20 protein-coding genes and 1 pseudogene are annotated in these 23446 nt (G+C 62.3%); 5 read left to right on the top strand and 16 right to left on the bottom strand.

Annotated features, from left to right (window positions below):
• Positions 1-328: 328 nt before the first annotated feature.
• Both AC4D2C_RS12955 and AC4D2C_RS12950 read right to left on the bottom strand, forming a co-directional pair.
• Entirely contained in the window at positions 329-2212 is a 1884-nt protein-coding gene (locus AC4D2C_RS12955; RefSeq protein ID WP_490915302.1) for an ATP-binding response regulator, read from the bottom strand.
• 90 nt (positions 2213-2302) lie between these two features.
• Positions 2303-2998, bottom strand: a complete 696-nt coding sequence (locus tag AC4D2C_RS12950; RefSeq protein ID WP_490915301.1) for a TetR/AcrR family transcriptional regulator — start codon at positions 2996-2998, stop codon at positions 2303-2305.
• Positions 2999-3324: 326 nt separating this feature from the next.
• Between AC4D2C_RS12950 and AC4D2C_RS12945 the strand changes: the two genes are divergently transcribed.
• Positions 3325-3654 (top strand): DUF7793 family protein, encoded by a 330-nt coding sequence (locus AC4D2C_RS12945; RefSeq protein WP_490915300.1) that lies wholly within the window; start codon positions 3325-3327, stop codon positions 3652-3654.
• A gap of 286 nt (positions 3655-3940) precedes the next feature.
• Complete coding sequence (locus AC4D2C_RS12940) at positions 3941-4204, top strand: WGxxGxxG family protein (protein ID WP_490915299.1); 264 nt, start codon at positions 3941-3943, stop codon at positions 4202-4204.
• 1009 nt (positions 4205-5213) lie between these two features.
• Here AC4D2C_RS12940 and AC4D2C_RS12935 read toward each other — a convergent pair.
• Positions 5214-5924: a TetR/AcrR family transcriptional regulator gene (locus AC4D2C_RS12935; RefSeq protein WP_490915298.1), complete on the bottom strand. Its 711-nt coding sequence runs from the start codon at positions 5922-5924 to the stop codon at positions 5214-5216.
• Between the two features lie 91 nt (positions 5925-6015).
• Here AC4D2C_RS12935 and AC4D2C_RS12930 point away from each other — a divergent pair, with 91 nt between their 5' ends.
• Complete coding sequence (locus AC4D2C_RS12930; protein WP_490915297.1) at positions 6016-7248, top strand: glycosyltransferase; 1233 nt, start codon at positions 6016-6018, stop codon at positions 7246-7248.
• Positions 7249-7385: 137 nt separating this feature from the next.
• Here the strand turns inward: AC4D2C_RS12930 and AC4D2C_RS12925 are convergent, their stop codons facing one another.
• From AC4D2C_RS12925 to AC4D2C_RS12875, 11 genes and pseudogenes are all read right to left on the bottom strand, one after another.
• Positions 7386-7751 carry an acyl-CoA-like ligand-binding transcription factor gene (locus AC4D2C_RS12925; RefSeq protein ID WP_490915296.1) on the bottom strand — a complete coding sequence of 122 codons (366 nt, stop codon included), beginning with the start codon at positions 7749-7751 and terminating at the stop codon, positions 7386-7388.
• 60 nt (positions 7752-7811) lie between these two features.
• A pseudogene (locus tag AC4D2C_RS12920) lies at positions 7812-7913 on the bottom strand (TetR/AcrR family transcriptional regulator); the annotation flags it as partial.
• A gap of 42 nt (positions 7914-7955) precedes the next feature.
• A complete protein-coding gene (locus AC4D2C_RS12915; RefSeq protein WP_490915295.1) occupies positions 7956-9026 on the bottom strand; it encodes a Gfo/Idh/MocA family protein in 1071 nt (356 codons plus the stop codon).
• 12 nt (positions 9027-9038) lie between these two features.
• The gene (locus AC4D2C_RS12910; RefSeq protein ID WP_490915294.1) at positions 9039-10142 is read right to left on the bottom strand and encodes a Gfo/Idh/MocA family protein; all 1104 of its coding nucleotides are present in this window, start codon (positions 10140-10142) and stop codon (positions 9039-9041) included.
• A 121-nt stretch (positions 10143-10263) separates the two neighbouring features.
• On the bottom strand, positions 10264-11502 hold the full coding sequence (manD, locus tag AC4D2C_RS12905) for a D-mannonate dehydratase ManD (protein ID WP_490915293.1): 1239 nt from the start codon (positions 11500-11502) through the stop codon (positions 10264-10266).
• Complete coding sequence (locus tag AC4D2C_RS12900) at positions 11499-12917, bottom strand: mannitol dehydrogenase family protein (RefSeq protein WP_490915292.1); 1419 nt, start codon at positions 12915-12917, stop codon at positions 11499-11501. The genes manD and AC4D2C_RS12900 overlap by 4 nt, the downstream gene beginning before the upstream one ends.
• Positions 12914-14317: a glucuronate isomerase gene (uxaC, locus tag AC4D2C_RS12895; protein ID WP_490915291.1), complete on the bottom strand. Its 1404-nt coding sequence runs from the start codon at positions 14315-14317 to the stop codon at positions 12914-12916. Before uxaC ends, AC4D2C_RS12900 begins: the two co-directional genes overlap by 4 nt.
• Positions 14314-15234, bottom strand: coding sequence for a carbohydrate ABC transporter permease (locus AC4D2C_RS12890; RefSeq protein ID WP_490915290.1), 921 nt, complete (start codon positions 15232-15234; stop codon positions 14314-14316). Before AC4D2C_RS12890 ends, uxaC begins: the two co-directional genes overlap by 4 nt.
• On the bottom strand, positions 15227-16171 hold the full coding sequence (locus AC4D2C_RS12885) for a carbohydrate ABC transporter permease (protein ID WP_490915289.1): 945 nt from the start codon (positions 16169-16171) through the stop codon (positions 15227-15229). Before AC4D2C_RS12885 ends, AC4D2C_RS12890 begins: the two co-directional genes overlap by 8 nt.
• Before the next feature lie 42 nt (positions 16172-16213).
• Positions 16214-17545, bottom strand: coding sequence for an ABC transporter substrate-binding protein (locus AC4D2C_RS12880; protein WP_490915288.1), 1332 nt, complete (start codon positions 17543-17545; stop codon positions 16214-16216).
• A gap of 80 nt (positions 17546-17625) precedes the next feature.
• On the bottom strand, positions 17626-18882 hold the full coding sequence (locus AC4D2C_RS12875) for a Gfo/Idh/MocA family protein (protein WP_490915287.1): 1257 nt from the start codon (positions 18880-18882) through the stop codon (positions 17626-17628).
• Positions 18883-18949: 67 nt separating this feature from the next.
• On the opposite strand from AC4D2C_RS12875, the gene AC4D2C_RS12870 reads away from it, so the two are divergent.
• Positions 18950-19981, top strand: a complete 1032-nt coding sequence (locus tag AC4D2C_RS12870; RefSeq protein WP_490915286.1) for a LacI family DNA-binding transcriptional regulator — start codon at positions 18950-18952, stop codon at positions 19979-19981.
• Positions 19982-20192: 211 nt separating this feature from the next.
• Here the strand turns inward: AC4D2C_RS12870 and AC4D2C_RS12865 are convergent, their stop codons facing one another.
• Positions 20193-20978 carry an SDR family oxidoreductase gene (locus AC4D2C_RS12865; RefSeq protein ID WP_490915285.1) on the bottom strand — a complete coding sequence of 262 codons (786 nt, stop codon included), beginning with the start codon at positions 20976-20978 and terminating at the stop codon, positions 20193-20195.
• A gap of 92 nt (positions 20979-21070) precedes the next feature.
• A complete protein-coding gene (locus AC4D2C_RS12860; protein ID WP_490915284.1) occupies positions 21071-21655 on the bottom strand; it encodes a TetR/AcrR family transcriptional regulator in 585 nt (194 codons plus the stop codon).
• A 250-nt stretch (positions 21656-21905) separates the two neighbouring features.
• Between AC4D2C_RS12860 and AC4D2C_RS12855 the strand changes: the two genes are divergently transcribed.
• Positions 21906-23306 (top strand): MFS transporter, encoded by a 1401-nt coding sequence (locus AC4D2C_RS12855; RefSeq protein WP_490915541.1) that lies wholly within the window; start codon positions 21906-21908, stop codon positions 23304-23306.
• Positions 23307-23446 lie beyond the last annotated feature (140 nt).

Genomic DNA, 23446 nt, shown 5'->3' with positions numbered 1-23446 from the left:
CTATTAGTTCTCTTGGCCCTATGAGGACTGACACATGCTGTTCGTCACCAAGCCCATAAGGAGGCTGTTCATAGCCACCGCTCGATCGAGGTGAGCTACCCGGTGTCGGTACGCAGGTGGCTGTGTGCAGGCGGGCCCCTGGTTCCAGCTGTCCAGATGCGTGCGGGACAAGCACGGTAGGACTGCGACGCGGTTGGCTTCGAGGGTTATCGCCTTGGTGCCAGCGACTGGTATGAGCGCTTCGTCAGTTAGGAGAAGAGTGGGGACGCAGGTTTACCTTGCTGTCTGTCGATGACGGGCACTCTGTCGCGGCAGGGGGGGAAGGGGTTCAGAGCAACGGCAGTGGGGTGGTCAAGGGCAGTGTGATCATGACGGTCGTCCCGGAGGCGGACTCATCCTCGGGCCGAGGGTCGGATGTGATGGTGATGGTGCCTTCGTGGCGGTCGAGGATCTGCTTGGTGATGGTCAGCCCGAGGCCCGATCCGGTCGCTGAGCTGTGTTTGATGTTCGAGCCTCGGTAGAAGCTCGTGAACAGGTGCGGCAGATCCTCGTCCGGGATGCCGGTTCCGGTGTCCTGCACAGTAATGGACACGTAGTCCGATTCGTGGGTGACCGTCCGATGAGATCCATGGTCGGGTGCTAGTTGTAGTTCCCGGCGTGGTCCTAGTTTGTGGTTGCTCATCGCACTGACGGTGACAGTGATGTTGATCGTGCCGGAGGGAGCGGTGAATTCGAGGCTGTTGCGCAGGACGTTGCGCAGTGCTTCCTCGAGTTGGCCGCGATGTCCCGTCACGAGCACCGGCTGAATGGGCACGCCCGTGGTGAGCTGAATGTTCTTGGTGGCTGTAAGTGCCTTCATCCCGGTTATCACCGTGTGCACGACCTCGGTGAGGTCTACGGGTGTCGGTGCGGTGTGGGGCTGGTCCAGAACCGACACAGTGAGGATATTCTCTACCAACCGATTCAGGCGTGCGGTGTTGCGCTGAAGGACGTCCAGTGTCTCGCGGTGGTGTTCCGGGATAGGGCCGAGATACCCGTCGGCGACCATTTCCAGGTGTCCTGTGATCGTGGCCAGCGGGGAGCGAAACTCGTGGTTGATGGTGGCGACGAAATCGTCTTTCAGGAAATTCAGATACGCCAGACGTTCGATGGCCTCAGCGTTACGGGTGTGCAGTCTGACCTGCCGCAGAGCCCTGACGAAGTTTTCCCCGACGTGCTGTAGGAGAGCCGAATGGACGTCGGACCACGGCATCGGCCCGGTGTCACTGATGAGCTGCACGAGACCTACAGCCTGGTTGGTGTCGCCCAGCGGGACAGCGATCGTGCACGAGGGTACGTCGTCCTGACTTTCGGGCGACTCATCCATCGACCGTTTGCTGTCGTGGTTTGCCGTGTGCGTGGTGCCCACGAAGAGTTGAGCACTCTTGCGGCTAGGAGCGTTGAAGATGCCGATCTGTGTGGCGCTCCATAGCTGGCGTGCGAGGTTCTCAGCATCAGTACCTGCAGCACCTGGTGAGGGCAACCCCTCCCAGTTGGCCGGCCATCGTTCAGTGGAACCGACTGTCCCGTCATCATCGAACAGGTCCAGGCAGACCCGGTCGGCCGCGAAGGCCCGCGCAAGACCGCTGACGAAGACCTGGGTCAGCTCACGAAGGCTACGGAGGTGAGCGTTGGCGGCGGTATCTGCGGTGGAAGCATTGGACCCGGTGGAAGAGCTTCCTGCTAGGGCGGTAGAGACGGAACGGACCCGGTTACGCAGAGCGTTCGTTGCTTGGTCGGCGGCGACAAGATGTGCTTTGCGGGCGGCGCTGATGCGCAGGCGATGAATCAGCTCCTCGGTCGAGGACGCAGTCGACACGAAATCTGTTACCCCGTACCGCAGGTACTGTTCGACGCCCACCTGGTCCAGGGTTTCCAGCAACACCATGACTGGGATGTTGGCAAGCTGCGAACAATCCTGTACTAGGTCCAGCAGGCCATGCGCGTTACCGGCGGTGACATCGACCAGCACTACATCGGGTCGTGCGGTAGGGGCCAGTTCTGGATGGGCGGGCGCCGCAACGATCGAGATCCGCGGATCAGCAGCGGTAAGGGCTGCGCTCAATGCGGTGAGGTGAGGAGATCTAGTCCCCTGAGATGTGACAACCATGCCAAGGGTCAGAGCGGGCGTGATTTCAGGCGACCGTGAGAAGTGTGCCTGTCCGGTCATCATTGAATCTTCCCTACGTCTGCCTGCTGAGCCAGGTGTCGCTGGTTTCACTGTAGGGGGCAACCACTGTTTCCTCGAACCGCCACACGAGGGTCAGTGCAGGGAAGCCGAGGAGATCGGTGTGCTGCGGTCTAATACGAGGGCGCTGGCCGGGGTGTGGAGGGCGATGAGAGTTTCGCCGAGTCTTCTGATCCGTGCTCCACCATGAGTGTCACCGGCCACCGCCGAGACAACGGTGCCTTGCATGAGGATCAGCCAGCAGCGGGCGAAGTCATCCGGGTCGACAAGGCCCATGAGTGTGGCTGCAGCTTCCACACTGGCGCGAATGTCCTCAAGGTAGGTCCGGCTCACGGTGCCGGCCCGGTCCTGAGGGCCGGCCTCGAGCAGGGCCCGCAGGTAGGGGCACCCAGTGAAGTCAGGGGACTGGAACCATTCATCGAAGATCTCGAAGATGGACAGGAGCTGCTCCCGCGGCGTGGACCCACGGCGTTCGGACTCTGCAGTCAGATAACCAATGGTGAACAGCTTCTGCCGACGCTCGAAGAATGCCTCGACCAGATCGTCCTTCGACGGGAAATGCCGGTAGAACGTCGCTTTGGCCACCGAGGACGCGGAAATGATCTCATTGATCCCCACCGCCCAAACCCCCCGTTCCAGGAACAAGTCGTACGACGCGGCAAGAATCCTCTCCCGCGCACCAAGCACCGCCGGTACATGCGGCGCATTCGATGGTCCTGATGCTCCGAGTGCTTGTGGCACTTCCGGTGATGTCGGTGAGCTGGTGGTCAAAAGTCCCCCTAAGTTCTGTCTCCCTCGAATCTACTGGTTGCGATGCGATGTGCACAGACTTGTCTGTCCTGCGGTACGGTGGGTTGTCCGGTTGCCTCCCCAGCAACCCGGACATTGGATGAGATTGAGACCGAATCCAAATGCTGGCACCGGCGAAGTTATCTTCGCCGGTGTCAGCTTCTCGAAAGGGCACTGTGCAGCGCAGCACAGTGTGATGCGGAGAGGCCGGTGCAAGAGGACCTATGCAAAATCAGCTCTTGGCAGCATCGATCGTGTCCGCGGGACCTTGTGGTCCGGCGCCATCCTGCGATGCCTATACCGCGGGCTTGGACGGTGGGGTGCTGCGGGTGTCCTGGGATGACAGCGTGACGGTCAGCGAGAAGGACGCCCTCTCACTGACTGCGCGCGTCCATGGCTTGTGTCCGACCGCGGGTGTGCCGATGCTGGTTGAGCTCAACGCCATGGTTTCGCTCTCGCGTGCCGCACTGCACATGTTTGCCACCGATTTGCAGGTTCCGGCCATGGCCCTGGTCGGCGCATCCGTCGTCGATGAGACGTTGGCGGACTTCTTCATCCGGGTGCACGAACCGCCCTACCCCACCCGGTACTTCACCACCGTGTCAGCGGCTCGGACCTGGCTGACCGGGTACCCCTAAACCAGATGATCACGAGAGCTGGGAACCGGAACCGGTGCGGATATAACTGAAGACAGGAAAAGCTGTAGGCGCAACTTCACCTCTACACGTCACAGACCGCTGACTCGAGCTCGGTCCATTCAGGGAGCTTGAGTGGTGGGGTCGCTGAAGGGTCACCCCCCAAGCGCCCTAGTCGTACATCCGCCGCGCCGAGGCCGAGACGGTCCCACCGAAGGCCAAGAATAGGAAGTAGGCTTACTGTTCGGGCCTCCATCAGGGGGTCCTTCCCGAGTCTCAAGGAGAAGCAATGATTCGCAAAAGCGCAGCCACTGCAGCCCTGTCCTTCGCTGTCCTGATGGGTGTGGCAGCCCCTGCCACAGCCGCGGAAGAAACCGCCCCTGCCACCGAGCAGACCCAGGAAACCGACGACAACGGTGACGCCGGCCTGTGGGGACTGCTCGGCCTCCTCGGTCTGGCTGGTCTTCTGAAGCGAAACAAGAAGGAACACGTCGATCACGTCCGCACCGCCGGCGCGAGCCGCGTCAATGACGTGAACGGCCCCGGTCACTAGTACTCGCCAGCACCACCGAGCGCTGGAACTCCCTTGAGCGCCTGGCACGACGAAGGCCCGTTCGCATAAGAGCGGGCCTTCGTCATGCCTGCCGGGAACTTTGGGAACAGGAGGTGCCAGTTGCTTCCTTCGCCTATCGCGCAATCCTCGAGATGTTTGTCCGCTCTAATGCAACATGTTCTGCAGCAGCTGTGCACGCCTCTATATGTGGCTAGGAGCTCTGTGCGGTCTTCAGTCGAGCGATAGGGCGTTCGAGCCTGATGCGTCTTCTGTTGAGTCGTGCCAGCGACGCCAGTCCGAGGAACAGGGCCTTGCCTTGATTGGCTAGAGCCGGGAGGCCTTGCTTGGCCAGGGCATGGTCCGCGACTGCACGCCCTTCCGCCCGGTACTGGGACGGCACACGACGGGCCTCTGCCATCGGGTAGCTGTTGAGTACGTGTGTGTTGATGCGGTGATCAATCCCGGCCAGCCTCTGCTCGGCTGACAGTAGTCTCTCGTCGTCTGTGCGCGCACCCCTCCCTGGATGGATAGTTGGCCCATGATCCCTGACTACAGCCTTCAGCCCGCAGATGGTAGGCACTCGTGGACTGGGTCGTGGCAGGGAGCCATCGGGGCTACCGTTGCCGATCGTCTAATTGGGCAGGTAGGGCTTGTAGGGGTCGAGAGTGCCGTCGACGACGGGTACGAGAAGTTCGACGTCACCGGCACCGGTCGAAGCCGTCAAGGTCGTCCACGCACCGGGAGCATCCTGGGTGGAGCGATTCCTGCCAGACAAGATGTCTTGAGAAGCTTCAGGTTGTTGAGGCAGCAGAAACGGGCCAACGTTCTGCTTCTGCACTCCGTCTTGGACGTCCGCAGGGCAATGAGCGTAGTCGGTCTTACAGGTATGGGCTGTTTGTAGTGAGTAGGTCGAGGCGCTTTATCAGACGGGTGTGATGTGAAGGAAGGGCTTGGAGCTGGAGTACGCCATGCTGGTGGTGATTCCGTCGGGAGTCCGGTTCAGGGGCCCTCAAGTGCGACTGGCGGCGACTGGAAGACCCGCTCCCGCCAGATAGTTGGTGATGACGCTGTTGAGCACTTCTTCCGGCTTTTCTGGGTCGTGTTGCCCGATGAGTGCGCCCGCCAGCAATGGATAGTTCCCGGACTGGACCACCTTGGAGAGGTACTGCAGCCGGGCATTCGCCCCGTCGAGGCCCGTCCCGGAACGGTTGGCTGATCCCAGTTCGTTCTGTACAAATGCAGCGGTGATGGCCGTCATCATGGCCACGGTCTGCAGCTTCGCGGGTCCGGGCATGTCCACCGACTCCAGTGCGGACAAGGCGCGCTCCAGATATCGGAGAGAGTTAGGTCCCATCGAGGGCTGGGTCAGCAGCAGCGGAGGCAGCCACGGGTGTCGGTGCATGATGGCCCGGCCTTGCTGTGTCAGGTTCAGCAGCTGGATTGATGGTGGTTCACCGGAGGGGTCAAGGTCGTATTCGCCACTGACCGTGTCAAGGATGAGTTCGATGAGCTCGTCGTGAGATTTCAGATACCGGTACAGGGACGCTCCGCCGGCTCCGATGCTGGCGGCCACGCGTCGGATGGACACCGCGGTCAGGCCGTCCTGATCCGCTATATTGATCGCCGCTGCGGCGATTCCGGCGCGCGAGTGCTCTGGTTTGGGCCCGATACCAGAACGCTCCGGCCGTAGCCAGATGGCAATGGGGTCATGGGAGGGCATCCCTTCACCGTCTTTCGTTGAGCGTCTGGGTTAGGTCCTGCATCCATTCCACTATAAGCTTGATTGCGAACGGTGATCGCAATCAAGGGGCATGATGAACGTGACGCGAGTGCTCATGATTACGCCGGGGACCCGAGGCGATGTCGCCCCGATGGCCGGGCTTGGCAGCAGACTTCAAGCCCTCGGTTTTGACGTCGCGATCGCGGCGAATGCCGCCTACGCCCCGCTGGTCACCGCCGCCGGGTGCAGGTACCGCGAACTGCCCGGTGATATGAGCAACCTGGTTAGTCCCGCCGCGCCAGGGAAGAAGGCCTCAGGCGCCGATTTACGTAGGTACATGCGCGAACTCGGTGACTACATGGACCTGGCCGCAACCGGCACCCTTGCCGCGGCCGAGGCCGGCACCGACGTGATCCTGGCCAATGCAATCGCGCCCTATGCCTACGATATTGCTGAGGCCCTCGGTGTCCCCGCCATCGGTGCTCACCTGCAGCCGACCGAACCCAGCACCGCCTATCCGCCCGTGGTTCTGGGGATCGCCCGAACTCTGGGGCCGGTCGGGAACAAGCTGCTCGGTTCACTGATATCCGCGGGAAAAGCGCCGTACGATGCCCCGAGCGCCCGCATCCGCCAGGTGCTTGGTCTACCTAAAAAGGCCCGGTCTGCGTCCGACCGTACGCGAAGGAAAACCAACAGTCCCGTTCTCCATGGCATTAGTCACACCATCTTCCCGCGCCCGGCGGACTGGCGATCCGGGCTCACCATGACCGGCTACTGGTGGCCGGAGGCTGAGCCGGGCTGGCAGCCACCTGCGGACCTGCTCGACTTCATCGCGGACGGACCGCCCCCGGTGTTCATGGGCTTTGGTAGCAGCGCGGCCCTGGACGCAGGCTTCATGCTCGACGCCGCGCGCCGTGCGGGCGTTCGCGCGGTACTGCAGGGTGTGGAAGGTGTCTCCGGACCCGATGCAATCAGCATCGGAGCCGTGCCGCACGAATGGCTGTTCCCTCAGATGGCTGCGGTCGTCCACCACGCCGGAGCGGGGACCGCCGGTGCGGGACTGCGCGCCGGCGTGCCAACGGTGAGCGTGCCGATCTATACAGACCAACCGTTCTGGGCCGCACGGATCACCTCCCTCGACGCGGGCCCTCAACCGGTCCCCTACAAGGAACTCACCACAGAACGGCTGGCCAACGCCATCATGCAGGCCACCACGACGCCGGCCTATGCCACCCGAGCACGCCAACTGGCAGCAACACTTGCTACGGAAGACGGAACAGCGCCCGTCGTGACAGCGCTGCGGACCGCCGCAAAGCAGCTGTAACGCGTTCCAAAGACGACCGGTTACGGGACAAGGCGCCCTTCTAATGGAATTGAACCGCCAATTGTCACGTAAGTCTTCACGTATTCACGCGGTGCGTGAACGGCCTGGTTACTAGATATGTGACAGAGGGTAGTGATTCAGCGGTGGCGGCCGGTGTCGGCGGCGTCGAATGCGGCGTCAATGACGGTCGCAAACGGGATGGTTCCTTGTGCCTCGGTCCAGCTCATGAGGGCCGCGTCGAGGCATGCGAAGGCGTTGCCGACGAGTGTGCGAGCAGCCAGGTCGCCGAAGCGAGGGTCGTGCTCGAGGTGATCGTTCACGAGCGGCACGAGCAGCGCTGACCAGTTCAGGTGCTTCTCGACGCTCCGGGCACGCAGAGACGCAGCACTGTAGATCACGCGCATGGTCCTAACCCACTTTTCCGGGTTTGCGTCGAGGTCGGCAGCGCCTTCGCGCATCACGTGACGCAGTGCATGCCAGGGTGGCATTTGACCGAGGTGCACCGCGACTCTGTCCCGGATCTCGGTGCTACCGAGGACGAGGTCGCCGATGACGACGTCCTCCTTGCTGGAGTAGTAGCGGAAGTAGCTGCGCAGGGAGACGCCTACCGCCGTGGCGATCTCCTCGACCGTCGTGTTCTCGAAACCCTTCTCATCGAACAGAACAAGCGCTTGGTCGGCGCTATGGTCGCAGCCGAGCCAGTCGTCCTAGGTGGTGAGGTTCACTGCTTGAGCTTGAGCCCGCAAACTCAGTTCGGCTGCCTTGAACGCATGTTCCTGGGTCATGGCGTTCTCTGTGCGGTTGAGGCAGTCGAGGATGAGGTCGCCGAAGAAGGGATATCCGACTTTGCCGGTCGCATTCAGGTGCTGTTCACCGTCTTGGTTTACGAGGAACAGGTTTCCTGGACCGTCTGAGGTTGCGATGTTGACGTACTTGCGGAGCTCGATGTAGCCCTCCGTGCCGAGCAGGAAGGTCCGGCCGTCGCCCCAGGTGCTGAGCCCACTAGGGGTGAGCCAGTCGACCCTGACATATCCGGTCGTTCCGTTGTCGAAGGTGACATGAGCGTCGCCGAAGTCGTCGAGTTCCGGGTGCTGCGGGTGCTTGTAGTTGGCGATCGAAGAGCTCGTCACCTGTCCGTCTTGGGCGCCGGTGAAGAAAAGCATCTGCTCGAAGTTGTGGCTGCCGATGTCGCAGAGGATGCCGCCGTACTGCTCTTTGTTGTAGAACCAGTCGGGTCGCGGTCCTCCAATGCGGTGCGGCCCCATGCCCATGACTTGCACGACCTTGCCGATGGCGCCTCGTTCGATGAGTTGCCCGGCAAGGACTGCCGCTTCCACGTGGACACGTTCGGAATAGCAGACGGCGTATTTCTTACCGGTGCGCTCTGTGGCCTCACGCGCTGAGTCGAGCTGATTGAGCGTCGTCAGGGGAGCTTTGTCGGTGAAGTAGTCTTTGTCGGCATCCATGACTCTGAGACCAAGGGCACATCTTTCGGACGGAACTGCTGCTCCGGCGACGAGCTGCACCTCGGGGTCCTCGAGGACCTCTGATTCGCTTCGAGCTATCCGAACGTCAGGGAATCGGGTTTGGAAGGCCTCGACTTTGGCAGGGTCGGGGTCGAAGACCCACTTGAGTCCGGCGCCTCCACCGATGAGCCCTTCACTCATCCCGTAGATATGGCTGTGGTCGAGGTTTATCGCCGCAAAGGTGAATTCACCCCGGGAGACCACAGGATTGGGCATGGGGTCCGCTGCGTAGGTTGCTCCGTCTGTTGACACGTTGGTTCTCCTTCAGTTGAAGCGCGTTGCACGTTCGATCAATGTCGAGTGCCTGTAGTAGGGGTCATGAGTGTCGATGGGGAGATCGATGGTGCGACGCTCGATGCTCGCCTTATAGATTGCTGTCACTATCTCGACGGCATCTCGGCCCGCATTGGCGCTGACGGCCGGCGGTCGCTCGTCATTGATGGCATCGATGACATCTGCGATCTGGCCTGCGTGGAGTCGATGGCGGAATGCCGGAAGCCCTCTTACGAAATGATCGAGCTCCGAGACCAGGGTCGTGTTGCCGCCCGACTGCCGAAACCCGTCAGGTGTCGCGATGTCAGCTGCTGCGCTCCACGGTTGGGAGACGCGTGCTAGCGCACCTTGGACAACGATTGATTGCTCTTCGCCGTGGTGGACGACCGAACTGGTCAACTCGGCTAAGGCTTTGTCGTACTGGAGGATTGCGACAGACAGGTCTTCCACCTCGGAGTTGTCGTGTTGCGCGTTGGTCATCATTGCCGCAATTGATCGCGGCCGGCCGAAGAGCCAGAGAGCAAGATCGATGTGGTGAATTGCGTGGTTCAGGGTGGGTCCTCCTCCCTCGTCCTGCCACGTGCCCCTCCAAGGGAGGTCGTAGTACGAACGCCCTCTCCACCAGGCCGAGTCGATGCGCATGTGCGAGAGCGACCCGATGCGGCCGGAGTCGATCACCGCTTTGAGTGCCACCAGATCGTCCCGGAAGCGGTGCTGCCCGACGACTGACAGCATCGATGCTGATGCCTGCGCCGCGCTCATCATCTGGTCGCACTCCTCGAGCGACGCCGCCATGGGCTTCTCCACGAGGACGTTCACCCCGCCCTCGAGGAAAAGGATCGAGAGTTCGGCGTGGGTCGCGGGGGGTGTGGCGATGCTTACGAGACCCAGGTTCTCCGCATCGAGCATGCTCCGTGCATCGTCATAACTGCGGGCACGGTCGAGCCCGAAAGTGCTCGCCTTTTCCCGTGCACGACCAGGTTCGTTATCGGCGAGGGCGACTATCTCGCATCGATCCGCGAGTTCTATGTAGGCACGCAGATGGGTGTCTGCAATGTTGCCTGTTCCGATGACGCCGACCTTGAGGAGCGTCATAGTGCCGACCTCGAATCTGTGACAGTCATAGGGGCAACGGCGTGTACACGCGTTGATGCGCGGTAGGCATGGGGCGGCGCGGGCGCCCCGTGGACGGTTCGCGCCCACTTGTTAGAGCTGATCACCAGTCGTGGACCGTTCCGTCGGCGAGGCGGTTGTAAGGCAGGTACGCCTGCTCGTAGGGGTACTTTCCTGCCTCGTCGACATCGAGCTCGACGCCGATACCCGGTTCGTCACCTGGGTGCAGCATGCCATCGACGAAGGTGAAGCTCTGCCGGAACACCGAGTCGGTCCTCTCTCCGTGTTTCATGTACTCCTGGATCCCGAAGTTATGGATCGCCAGGCCGAGGTGCATAGCCGCGGCCATGCCGACCGGCGAGATGTCGGTGGGCCCGTGCATGCCCGACTTGATTTGGTACTGGGCGGCGTAGTCGAGCACTTTACGGAGGTGGGTGATTCCTCCGGTGTGCGTAACGGCGCTGCGAACGTAGTCGATCAGCTGCTCACGAATAATTTGTTGATAGTCCCATACGGTGTTGAAGATCTCGCCGATCGCAAGCGGAGTTGTCGTGTGCTGGCGTACGAGCCGCAGTGCCTCCGGGTTCTCGGCGGGAGTGAGGTCTTCGAGCCAGAACAGGTCGTAGGGCTCAAGGTTCCTGCCGAGGGTCGCCGCCTGGATCGGCGTCATGCGGTGGTGCCCGTCATGAAGCAGCGGGATCTCGGGCCCGAATTCGTTCCGCACCGCCTCGAAAACGGTTGGCACGTGCCGCAGGTACGAGCGGGTGTCCCAGTCCTCCTCGTTAGGCAGGGCGCCCCGCTGGGCGGGCTCGTGGTCGTAGCGGATGCCGATATTGGCATCGAAGGTGGCGTTCGAGGCGATGCCGTAGATCGATTTCAGGCCGGGGACCCCGGTCTGGATGCGGATGGCCTTATAGCCCTGTTCCTGGTGGTCGCGGACACTGTCGAACAGCTCGTTGAGGTCCTTGCCGGAGGCATGCCCGTAGGTGAGTAGGCCGGCGCGGGAGGCGCCCCCGAGCAGCTGGTAGAGCGGCATTCCGGCGACCTTCGCTTTGATGTCCCAGAGCGCGACGTCGACGGCGGCGACGGCTGCCATCGTGACGGGGCCGCGGCGCCAGTACGCGCTCCGGTAAAGGAACTGCCAGGTGTCCTCGATACGGGCCGGATCCCGCCCGATCAGCAGTGGGACGACGTGCTCGCTCAGATAGGCGACGACGGCGAGCTCGCGCCCGTTGAGCGTCGCGTCGCCGAGCCCGGTGACTCCCTCGTCGGTGGTCAGCTTCAGCGTGACGAAATTGCGGTCAGGGCTGGTGACGATCACCTCGGCCTTGTCGATTTTCACGGGATAGGTGTTCCTTCGTGGGTCGAGTTTTGAGACCGGCCGGTCTCCGCGCGCACAAGGCGGTATACCTCGGCGCGGACGTCTGGATCGGTGAGAAGAGCTGGTTCGATGAGTCCCGTCAGGGAACTGACAGCCTCGTCGAATGATTGGGTGAGCGCGGCTTCGATCAGTTCCCGCTGCGGGTCGGGCAGGTCTGCACTTTTGAGCAACAGAGCGATCCACGAGGTGAGGGCTCGGATGCCTGCGCGGCCGGACCGTCCCGCTGCACGCTCGGCCAAGATCACGGGCACGACCCGCACCCGCAACTTGAAGCTTCCGTCCTGCCCTATCTGATCGAGCTGGTGTTCGATGCGGGGATTGTCATATCGATCCAGCAATGACTGGCAGTAGGTTGGCACGTCGAGTTCCTCGGGAAGGTGGCGGGCTGCCTCGTCCCAGAATTCTGTAACCCATGTCCGACATGAGGGATCCGCCATGGCCTCGAATACGGTCGAGTGGCCTCTTAGCCGGCCCGTGTAGGCCAGGAGGCTGTGGGATCCATTGAGCAACCACAGCTTGCGTCGTTCGAAAGGTTCTATGTCGTCGACGAATCGAGCCCCGGCCCGTTCCCACGGGGGTCTTCCTCCCGGGAAGTCCCCGCTGAGGGTCCAGTCGTGGAAGTGCTCCGTTACGACAGGTGCCCGATCGATGAGGCCGGTCAGCTCTGCCGCACTGGCAATGTCGTGCTGCGTGGTGCGTGGGGTGATGCGGTCGACGGATGTCGAGACGAAGGAGACGTTCTCGGCAATCCATTCGCGCACATCCGCTCCCCAGTGCACGGCGAGTTCGAGCATCCCTCTCTTCAGGACCGCACCGTTCCTTGGCATGTTGTCGCAGGGAACGATTGCCAGGGGCCCGGCGCCGGCGAGGCGGCGAGCTGCGAGAGCTTCGATGAGTCTGCAAATCGGAGTGGTCAGGGCACGGCTGCCTGTCGCCACAGCAGTCAGGTCGGCCCGCACCGCTTCATCGGCGTAGTTTGGGCGCCCCTCCGCCGTCAGACGGTAACCGCCCTCGGTAATGGTTATCGTGATGACGGCAGTCAACGGCGAGGAGAGAAGTTGTGCCAACCGTTGGCTGTCTGCCCCGTCCACGGCTTCGACGATGCTTCCGACCAACCGAGCTTTATCCTTTTCTGGCCCGCGTTCGACGACGGTATACACGCCGCCCTGGTCGGTCAGGTCTTCGGCCGCTTTGGGACTGCGCCCGGTGAAGGCAGCTATACCCCATTCACCACGGTCGTCGACCATGTCGGTGTACCAGGCCTGGTGGGCCTTATGGAATGCTCCGAGACCGATGTGGACGATCCTTATCTGCGGACGCCGCCGGTCGAGGGCTGCTCTCGAGAGGACTGGGTGCTCGCTGAGGGAGTCGATCACAGTTTGAAGACCTTCCGGGGCTGGCTGCCGACGAGGTCGACGATGACTCGTTCGGCGGAGGCCGCCGACATACGACCTTCCCCAACGAGCCGAGCCAAGTAGGCGGCGTCGAGGCGTCGGGCCATGTCGTGGCGCGCAGGAATGGACAAGAACGCCCGCGTGTCGTCGATGAAGCCTGATCCTCGGTAGAACCCTGCAGTCTCCGTGGTCGCGGCACGGAACCGTTGAATGGCATCGGGAGCGTCGAGGAACCACCATGGCGCCCCGATGAAGACCGCCGGGTAGTATCCGGCCAACGGTGCGATCTCACGCGAATAGACGGTTTCGTCCACGCTGAAGAGGACGAGATGGAAATCGGGGACGTTCCCGAATTTCTGTAGCAAGGGCCGAAGAGGCTCCACGAAGTGCGTTGTGACGGGCAGGTCATTGCCCATGTCCGGTCCGTGAGCGTCAAACGTCGGTCGGTCGTGGTTCCTGAGTACCCCTGCATGAATGGTCATGACGAGCCCATCGTCCACACTCATGTGGGCCATCTGGAACAACATGTGGCCGACGAACACCTGGGCTCCCTCCGCGCTCAGGGTTCCCGCTCGCGCCTGCTCAAACAATGTGGCGGCCGTGTCGTGGTCGAGGTCCAGGGTCAAGGGCTGGAGCACGCCGTGATCGGTCGAAACGGTCCCATGGTCGATGAAGTACTGCCGCCGCGCCCGCAATGCCTCCAGGTAGCCGTCGTAGCTCGACTCGTTCGAACCATTCCAGTCCGACAGCCGCGCGATGCGTTCAGTCCAGCCTGGGCTGGCGGGGTCCAGGTAGGCGTCGGGTCGGAACGTGGGCAGGACACGGCCGGAGAACGTCGGGTCATCAGCGAGCCGGCGGTGCGGGGTGAGATCGTCAAGTGGATCGTCCGTTGTGGCCATGACCTCGAGGCGGAATCGCTCGAAGAGAGCACGAGGCCTGAACGCATCAGAGCTTAACCGGAGCCCGATGGCGGCGAAGAGCCGGTCGGCATTTTCGGCACAGGGTTCCTCCGTCAGGCCGAATTCGTTCGCGAAGGTGGCTTGTAGCCAGTAGCCCGAAGCAGTACCCCGGAAATAGTGCCAGTTCTCGCAGAATCTGTTCCAGGTCTCACGTGGTGAGGCGGTTTCACCTGCTCCCGGGATTCCGAGTTCAGGGATCGTGATGCCAGCCGCGTGCAGCAATCTGGTTACGTAGTGGTCGTGCCTGATGAATAATTCTGCTGCGTTGGCGAAGTTCCGGTCCTCGACGAGGATCATCGGGTCGACGTGTCCGTGGGGCGAGATGATCGGGGCGTTCTCGACCGCCGCGTAGAGCTCTCGGGCGATTGTTCGTGCTTCCGATCCTGCAGGGAGGAGCCGGTCCGGGTCGTTGAGGAGAGTCATTTGCCTCCCGTCGTGGCAATTCCCCTGAGGAGGAACCGCTGCCCGAAGAGAAATACGAGGAAGAGGGGAATCAGGGACACGATGCTCATCGCGAAGAGTGCCCCGTAGTCCGAGATGCTCTGGGCATCGATGAAGGACCTGAGCGCGACGGGTACGGTTCGGAGGTCCGGTTTCGTCACGAAGATGAGCTGGGTGAAGAAGTCGTTCCACGTCCAGATGAAGGTGAAGATCGCTGTCGTCGCGAGTGCCGGGACCATCAGGGGAAGCATGATCTGGCCGAAGATGCGGAAGTGACCCGCGCCGTCGATGCGGGCAGCTTCATCGAGTTCTTTCGGGATACCTCTGATGAATTGCACCATCAGGAAGATGAAGAAAGCGTCTGTGGCCAGGAATTTGGGAAGGATGAGCGGCAGATATGTGTTGATCCATCCCAGCTGCGCGAAGATCACGTACTGCGGAATGATCAGGACGTGGACCGGCAGCATGATCGCGACCAGCATCGCGACGAAGGCGACAGTCCGGAACCGGAAGTTGAGCCGGGCGAAGGCATACGCTGCGAGTGAGCAGGAGATCAGGTTTCCGAGGACGCTGCCTAGCACGACCATGCCGGAGTTGAGCAGGTACGTCGAAAACGGCGGTGCAAGCGCGTTCCAGCCCTGAGGATAGTGGCTGAGATCGAAGGTGTCGACGATCAGACCGGGGCTGGTGAAGATCTCGTCGTTCGGCCTCAGTGATGACGCAATCATCCACAACAACGGGTAGATCATCACTATGGCCACGACGATCAGGGCTGCGTGTTTCAGCAGGGAAGAGATGACACGGGTGGTCGCTGATCGACCGGTTCGTCGTCGTCCTACCGCAGTGTCGACCCGTGGCGGATGATTCCGGGTCCGTTCGATCAAATGTGAACTAGTCATTGTAGAAAACCCAGAATCTCGAGGCCCAGAAGTTCAGGGCAGTGAAAGCTCCGATAATGAGAAGGAGGAGCCAGGCCAGAGCTGATGCGTAACCCATGCGGAAGTTCGCAAAACCCTCCTGATAGAGATAGAGGGAGAAGAACAATGTCGAGTCAGCAGGACCGCCGCTACCACCGGAAACGATGAAAGCCTGCGTGAAGGACTGGAACGTCCCAATGATGCCGAGGACGAGGTTGAAGAAAATGATGGGGCTCAGGAGAGGAAGGGTGATTGATGTGAACTGTCGCCTTCTCGAGGCACCATCGGTTGACGCCGCTTCGTAGAGCTCTCGCGGTATCTGCCGCAGTCCTGCGAGGAAGATCACCATAGGAGACCCGAAGGTCCACACGTGCAGCAGGATCAGGGTGCTCAGGGCCGTATCGGGATCGCTGACCCAAGCTGGTCCCTCGATGCCGAAGCCGGAGAGCAGTGCGTTGAGCAGACCTTCGGCCCCGAACACCAGGCGCCAGAGTACGGCGACGGCGACGCTCGAACCGAGCAGCGAGGGCAGGTAGAAGACTGATCGGTAGAGCGGCAGGCCCCGAAGACCCCGATCGAGAAGGACTGCGATCGCCAGTGCGACGATGAGCTGCAGCGGCACGGAGATCAGGACGTAGGTGAAGGTCACTCGGAGGGAAGCGGCGAGCCGCTCGTCGCCGAGCATTTTCTGGACGTTGTCCAAGCCCGTGAAGACCGGGTCCTGCAGCAAGTTGTAATCGGTGAAAGCGAGGTAGAACGAGACTAGCATCGGCCCGACCGTGATCCCGAGCAATCCGATCAGCCATGGTGCGAGGAAGACGGCGGCGACCTTGGTGTCCCTCGTCCTGGCCCGCTTGTCTGCCGCTGTCTCGCGCCCCCTGCGCTTTGTAACCATGCGGAGCTCACCGAGAGCGCTCACGGGGAACCCTCTTGTGCGGAAGTAGCCATGCCCATCACCCGATCAGCCAGCCGCGTCGATGGACGCCTGCAGCTCGTCGATGAAGCCGACGGCCGCGTCCTCCGGTGTCGTCTGCTCGAAGAGCACCTGGTCGTTGTACCGCGCAAGGATGGCCGCGACGCTGCTGGCCCCGTTCGGAGTGATCGCGGGAGCCTCGCCTGCCTCGTTGTTCATCAGCCGAGAGAACTCCAGTGCCTGCACGCCCTGCGGGGTCAGGGTCGGCTCGATGACTTCTTGGAGCGCGGGATTGGCCGGAACTCCTCGTTCCGTTCCGAACAGCTTCGCGACTTCCTCGTCGTTGATGAGGAAGTCAACGAGTAGCGCCGCTTCCGAGGGATATTCAGACGCAGCAGAAATCGACCAGTACATCGTCGGCTTGAGGTACTGGAATCCGGGCTCCGTGTCTGAGTCTGCCGGCCAGTTACCGAGGATGTAGTCGTTGTCGGGGGCGGCCAGCTGTATGCCGTTGAAGGCGCCGGCAGCGGTGAAGAACATGGCGGTCTTACCGGTCACGATGTCGCTCTCGCTGATTGTTGCGCCACCGTTGTTCGACACCTGACTCGCTGAGGCCGCAGCTCCGGCCTCGACCCAGTCGAGTTCTCTCTGGAAGTGCTCCGCGACGAGTTCCGGGGAGATCGTGACCTTCCCGTCTGCGTCCCAGAGCTCCTCGCCGTTCTGTCGAGCGAAGATCTGCAGTCCGAAGGAGTCGTTCTGGTACGGCGTAACCCCATTAGCGGCACCCCCTGACTTTTCGGTGACTTCAAGCGCGAGGGCATCGAAGTCGTCCCAGGTCCACGTGTTGGTATCGGGGATTTCGATGCCGTACTGCTCGAGGAGGCTCGTATTGATGACGACGCCGTTCGCCGCTGCTCCGATAGGAGCGGCGTACAGAGTGTCATCTACGAGGCCGCTGTCGAGAACAGAGCCGGGGATGCCGGACGTATCAAGGATGCTGTCTAGGGCGCCCAAATCGGCTAGCGTCCCACGGCTCGCATAGGAGGAAAGATAAGACATATCCATCTGCGACACATCGGGTGCGTCGCCTCCTGCAGTTTGAGTAGCAAGTCGGTCCCAGTACCCCGAGAAGTCCGAATAGCTGGTGTCGACGGTAATGTTGGGGTGTTTTTCCTCGAAGAGGTCGACGGCATCCTGGGTCGCCTTTGCTCTAGGATCACTTCCCCACCATCCGAGGCTCAATGTCACAGACTCGTCCGTGGCTGGCGGCGTAACTTCAGCTGAGGCGTCGGGGGACACGCCGCATCCGGCGAGAGCGATGACCGCGGTGGCGCAAAGTGCGCTCATCGCGAGCATGCGGCGCTGCATACTTATCTTCATTTTCTTCCCTTTGGTTAGTACCGCAGGCTGATGGCGAAATGCCAGCAGTCCAGTTAAAGATCTGATCAGAGGTTGGATGTTCAGGAGCTGGGTTGTCCTGCGTGCGTGGTGACGCCGTCGTACCTACCAGCGAGGACGTCATCGAAGACGATGGTGGTGTTCAAGGTCGCCGCGAGGTAGACAGCTCGGACCGCTGCAACTGACAACACGGCATCGGCTACGGTGACGCCTGGCTCGCGCCCCTTCTCAATGGCGTCGAAAAAGTCGTCGTACTGCCGGCGGTGGGCGCGCGGGAACCAGTCAGGCTGCTTGGGCTGACCACCAAGATGCTCACCCGAAACGTACTCCGCTGCGGCGTTGCGAGCACCGGCACCACCGGTGGGGTCGTACGAAGCCGGATCGGATGTGGCGTAGAACTCGAGTTGGTCGTTGTCCAGTACAGCGGAACCCCCCGTGCCGTGGATCTGGACACGAACGCTCAATCCGGGGAAAGCAGCGGTCGTTGCATGCATGGTCGCCAACGCCCCGGAGGCGAAGCGGATCGTGGCAACGGCGACGTCCTCGATCTCAACTCGCTCGTGAGCGAGGAGTGTGGTCATCGCGGTAACGTGCGTCGGCCGCCCGAACATCCACAGAAGCAGGTCCACGGTGTGCACGCCCTGGTTCATGAGGGCGCCGCCACCGTCCAGCGCCCAGGTGCCCCGCCAGTTCCCGGAGTCGTAATAATCCTGCGTTCGCCACCAGGCGACAGAGGCGACGGCACTCGTCAAACGACCAAGACGACCCTTTTCAATAGCCTCGATCACGATCCGCGACGCCGGATCGAAGCGGTGCTGACTGATGACAGACACGACTTGGCCCCGCTCCTTGACCTCCTCCGCCACCCGAAGGAGGCGTTGTGCCTGCGTGACGGAGACATCAACCGGCTTCTCCACAAGAACATGTGCGCCTGAACGGGCCGCCTCGATCGCGAGGTCGACGTGCAGGCCACTTGGCGTCGTGACGACAACAACATCAAAGCGCTCTGCCGCCAGCGCCTCCTCAAGACTGGCGAAACGCCTAGGCTCAGCAGCGTCAGGACTGTGCTCTGCTAGCGCCGCGAGCAGAAGATCGACCGGGGCCTGCCGCGGGTCGATGAGAGCTGCCAGTTCAGCATCGTCCTGCTCCAGGATCGCTAGCAGGTGCGTCATTGCGATGCTTCCGGAGCCGACTATTGCAACTCGTAGCGCCGGTTTGCGGTTCGATCCATCCATACGCTCTAGCTCCTCCGCGGCTTCGTCGCCGGTCATCTCGGTGCCCCCGTTCTCGAGGGAGGCGCCTTGCTCTGTGAGTATCACTCTGGCTCTTCCTGAGAATTACTGCAAGAGATAAAGCTAATTTGCCATAATTTGCTACGGTGGCTGCATGAAAAAAGCTGCGGTCAGCAATCCGATGCGGTTGGTTGGGCAACCGACCCTGGCCGATGTGGCTCGACTCAGTGGCGTCGCCGTATCCACGGTCTCCCGCTGCTTCACCGATCCGAACCGGGTGAATGCGCGCACCCGAGAACGCATCCAGAGGGCAGCTGCAGAACTCGACTATGAGCCGCTCAGCCAGCGAAGAAAGATCGCTCCTACAGCCACGCGAACCGTGGCCCTGTTTGTCACTGACATCACGAATCCCTTCTTCTTCGAGATGATCCGCAGCACGCAGCAGCAGCTTCGAGCAGCCGGCTACAACCAGTTGCTGATCAACACGGAAGAGTCAGACGATCTTGAGGATGACCTTCTCGACTCACTTCAGGGTTCGTTCGATGGAGCTATCCTCGGATCTTCGCGTCTCTCCGATTCACAACTGAGCGACTGGGCCGCGAAGCTCCCGCTCGTCATCTTCAACCGTCACGTCCCGGGCGTATCGAGCGTCGTAATCGACACACCCACCGGAGTGGTCCAGGCCATGGCTCACCTACGCTCGCTTGGCCATACCGAGATCGCCTTCGCGAGCGGACCTCGGGCCTCATGGATGAGCGAAGGACGCTGGCGAGCCCTCGAGGCCTCCGCTGGAGACTACAACGTGCACCTCCGTCGACTCGGCCCGTTCACGCCCCGTCTGGAAGGGGGCGCGGCCGCAGCCGATGCCTTACTCCATTCCGAAGCCACGGCGTGCATCGCGTTCAACGATCTCTTGGCCATTGGGATGCTCGGGCGCCTCCGGGAGCGACACGTGCGCGTGCCGGACGACGTCAGCATCGTCGGTTGCGACGACATCTTCGGGTCGGACTTCTGCGATCCACCACTGACGACCGTCTCCGCCCCGATTGAACACGGCGGGCGCACAGCAGTTTCCATGCTAATCACACAACTCGGTGCGGCCTCTATCATCGACTCGCGACGGGAAGTCCTACTGCCTACGACTCTCACAATTAGGAAATCAAGTGGAGTCAAAAGACAAAGTTAGGTGAAGTCAGCCTATGACCGGGCGAGCGCAACACCGCTATCACATCAGGTTAGAGAAGGCCGCATGGCTGCACGGACTCGATGCCCGGAGAAGGGGCGACTGTGCATTTTGCGCGCGGCCGCCCCTCCGACCCTCTGGCGCATTGGAAGCGGTTTAGGCCCGTGTGGGTGCCTAACTTCTACACTGCTCAAGCGGTTCCGGGAGTGGTGGATCAGACAGTGTCAGGGCGCATGATGCTCTCGGCTCCACCATCGATGAAGATCACCTGGCCGGTGACGAACGTGTTCTCCTCGCTGGTCAGCCACGCGAGCAGCGCCGCGGGTGCTGTCGCAGGCCCAGCAGGGCCGTTGTACGGCGCGGGGGAGCTCTCGGCCATCGCGGCGCGGCCTTCCTCGGTGGCGAGGGTGGCAGCAATCATCGGAGTCTCGATGACCCCGGGAGCGACCGCGTTCAGTGCAATACCGGATCCGGCCCACATGTCGTCCTTCGCGTGGGTGCGCACATATCGGGCGATCGCGTTCTTGGTCGTGCCGTAGATCGGGCTATTGCCGGTAGCGGATGTCGCTGATCCAAGCCGATCGGCTTCTATAACGGCGCCGGCTTCGTCATCAGCGACCATGCGGGCGAGAAGGGCGTCATCGACGTCCAGGATCGCAGCCATTGAGGACACCACCGCAGCACGCGGTGCGTCGGATTTGGCCAGCAACGGCTGGAGGCCCTCGAGGGTGGCTTTGGCGCCGAAGTAGTTCACGTTGACGGTGACCGGCTTGGGGGCGACCAGGCCGGCAACGGCGAGTACCCCATCGAGCTTTCCTCCCGAGAGGCGGTCTGCCTGCTCTACCAGGGAGGCGCGGCCCTCGTCGGTGCTGAGGTCGGCGATGATGTCCGTGTCGCGGATGTCCACTCCGAGCACGGTGTGCCCCTGTGTGCGGAGGTGCTCTGCGGTGGCTTTGCCGATGCCCGATGCGGCGCCGGTGACGACGTAGGTCCTAGTCATTTCTTGGTGTGCCTTTCTCATTGTGTGAGGTGAGGGTCAGCGTGGATCTCACGCGACCTCCGCGGTGAGTGCGGAGAAGTTTTCGATGGAGCTCAATCCGGGCCGATGAGCCAGTCGGGCATGACGGCGAGGAGGCGGTCGACCATGACGTTCTGCGGGACGGTGTCGTCCCCTTCGCGGATCCATTTGGTTAGCACTGCCACGGCCCCGCCGGCAATGAACGTTGCCATGTCCTCGATGTCGACCCCAGCCGGGGCGGCATCGCCTCGTGCGACGATCGCGTCGCGGATACCGTCGGCGTGAGCCTGGGTGATGACCTCGTGTGCGCGGGAGCTGACCGGCCAGTCGAGCGACGCGCGGAGGAAGGCGCGTCGATCACTGATGAACGCGACGAGCTGCTCCTGCGCGCGTCGGGCCGCCCGTGCGGGATCGGTGGCGGCGGAATACGTCGTGGCAATATCGCGGTAGGCGTCGGACAGCATCGCGACGAGGAGGTCGTCGAGCCCGGTGAAATGGGCATAGAAACCGCTGCGGCTTACCCCTGATGCGCGGATGACCGCGTTGACCGAGATGTCCTGCCCTGATTCATGCGTTAGTTCCGCCACTGCAGCATAGATCGCAGCCCGGGTACGGGCCGGTCGTGGATCGACCGCTTTCTGCGGTGTGCTGCTCTGCATGTCTAAAACGTACTCCTTTTTTCGCACACCTGTCCGAAAAAAGGAAGAAATAGTCGACTTCGTGCGTTGCGGTCACTGTCGTCGGTGAGCGGTGGCGGAGATAGAGAGACGGAGACATGTTCGTGCCCCAGGACCACCGCAGGACCCCCCAAGGCGCCGAGTCGTCTGACCCACGCGTCGATCACGCGTGCACGGAGGATGTGTGCCGATGAGTAGTCGAGACGACCGGGTGCGGAGCCGCCTGACCCGGATGCCTGATCCCCGTATGGTCATCGCGGTTCTGGCCCTCGCAGGGATGAGCGCATCGTTCATGCAGACCATCGTCCTGCCCATCCAGTCCGAGCTGCCCGACCTGCTCGACTCATCGCGGGAGGACACTGCGTGGGTCATCACGGCGACGTTGCTGAGTGCGGCCGTCGTCACTCCCATCTCCGGCCGTCTCGGCGACATGTACGGCAAGCGACGCATCGCTCTGGCCCTGATCTTCCTGCTCGTCGTCGGTTCGATCGTTGCGGCACTGTCACGCGATGTCAGCACCCTCATCGCCGGACGTGCCCTTCAGGGGGCGGTGATGGGTGTCATCCCCCTCGGCATCTCGATCCTGCGTGATGTGCTGCACGAAGACAGGCTCGGCGGTGCCATCGCGCTGGTCAGCGCGACGCTCGGTGTGGGAGGAGCGATCGGTCTGCCCGTCAGCGCCACCGTGAGCGTCAACTTCGAATGGCACGCCCTGTTCTGGCTCTCGGCCGGGTTGGGGGCGGCGGTGTTCGTGCTGATGCTGGTCTTCGTGCCAGTTAGTACCTCGCGCACGCCCGCCCGATTCGACTGGGTGGGCGCCATCAGCCTCTCGATTGGTCTCACCGGGTTGCTGGTCGCTGTTTCGCGGGGCAACGAGTGGGGCTGGCTCTCGCCGGCGACCCTCGGGTCCGGAGTCGGCGGCGTGGTGTTGTTGCTGGCGTGGGGGGCGTTCGAGCTGAGAGTGCGAGACCCGCTCATCGATCTGCGAGTGGCGGCAAGGCCTCCCGTGCTGTTGACCAACCTCGCCTCGGTGGCCATGGGGTTCGCCCTGTTCTCGTCGAACATCGTCTTCCCCCAACTACTCGAGCTCCCCGCATCGACCGGGGTCGGCATCGGCATGAGCCTGCTCGCGGCCAGTTTCGTGCTCATGCCATCGGGGCTGACGATGATGGTCATGGCGCCCGTTGCGGCGCGAATGCAACGCACCATGGGCCCACGAGTCCTCCTCATCGCTGGAGCCCTCCTGCTCGTGGTCAGCTACCTGCTGTCCTACTTCTTCGCGGTCGGCTGGTGGCAAGTCCTCGTCATCAACATCGTGATCGGAGTCGGTATCGGGCTCGGCTACGCGGCCATGCCGACGCTCATCATGCGTGCCGTCCCCGCGACCGAGACCGCCGCAGCGAACGGGCTCAACGCCCTTATGCGATCGCTTGGCACGGGCTTCGCTTCGGCGGCGGTCGGCGCAATACTTGCCATCTTCTCGACCGAGAGCGGTGGGGTTCAGATCCCCACACTCGACGGATTCAGGCTCACCTACCTCCTCGGCGGCATCGCGGCGATCGCCGCCGCAGTCATCGCGGCCTTCATCCCCACAGGGCGAGACCCGGAGACACATCCCTCCCTACCAAGCTGAATCCCCAGAACGGCGATCCACGACGAGGTCGCGGAACAAAAATCGTCGTGGAGTACGAAAGGTACCTTCCTGGCGGTCGGCCACCGAGCGCTACTGTGTGGGGGGGGGGGGGGGGGGGGGGGGGGGGGGGGGGGGGGGGG

Source organism: Arthrobacter sp. TJ-240 (assembly GCF_058269195.1).
The sequence above is the reverse complement of the archived record's forward strand: the minus strand, read 5'-3'. Positions and strand labels throughout refer to the sequence as shown.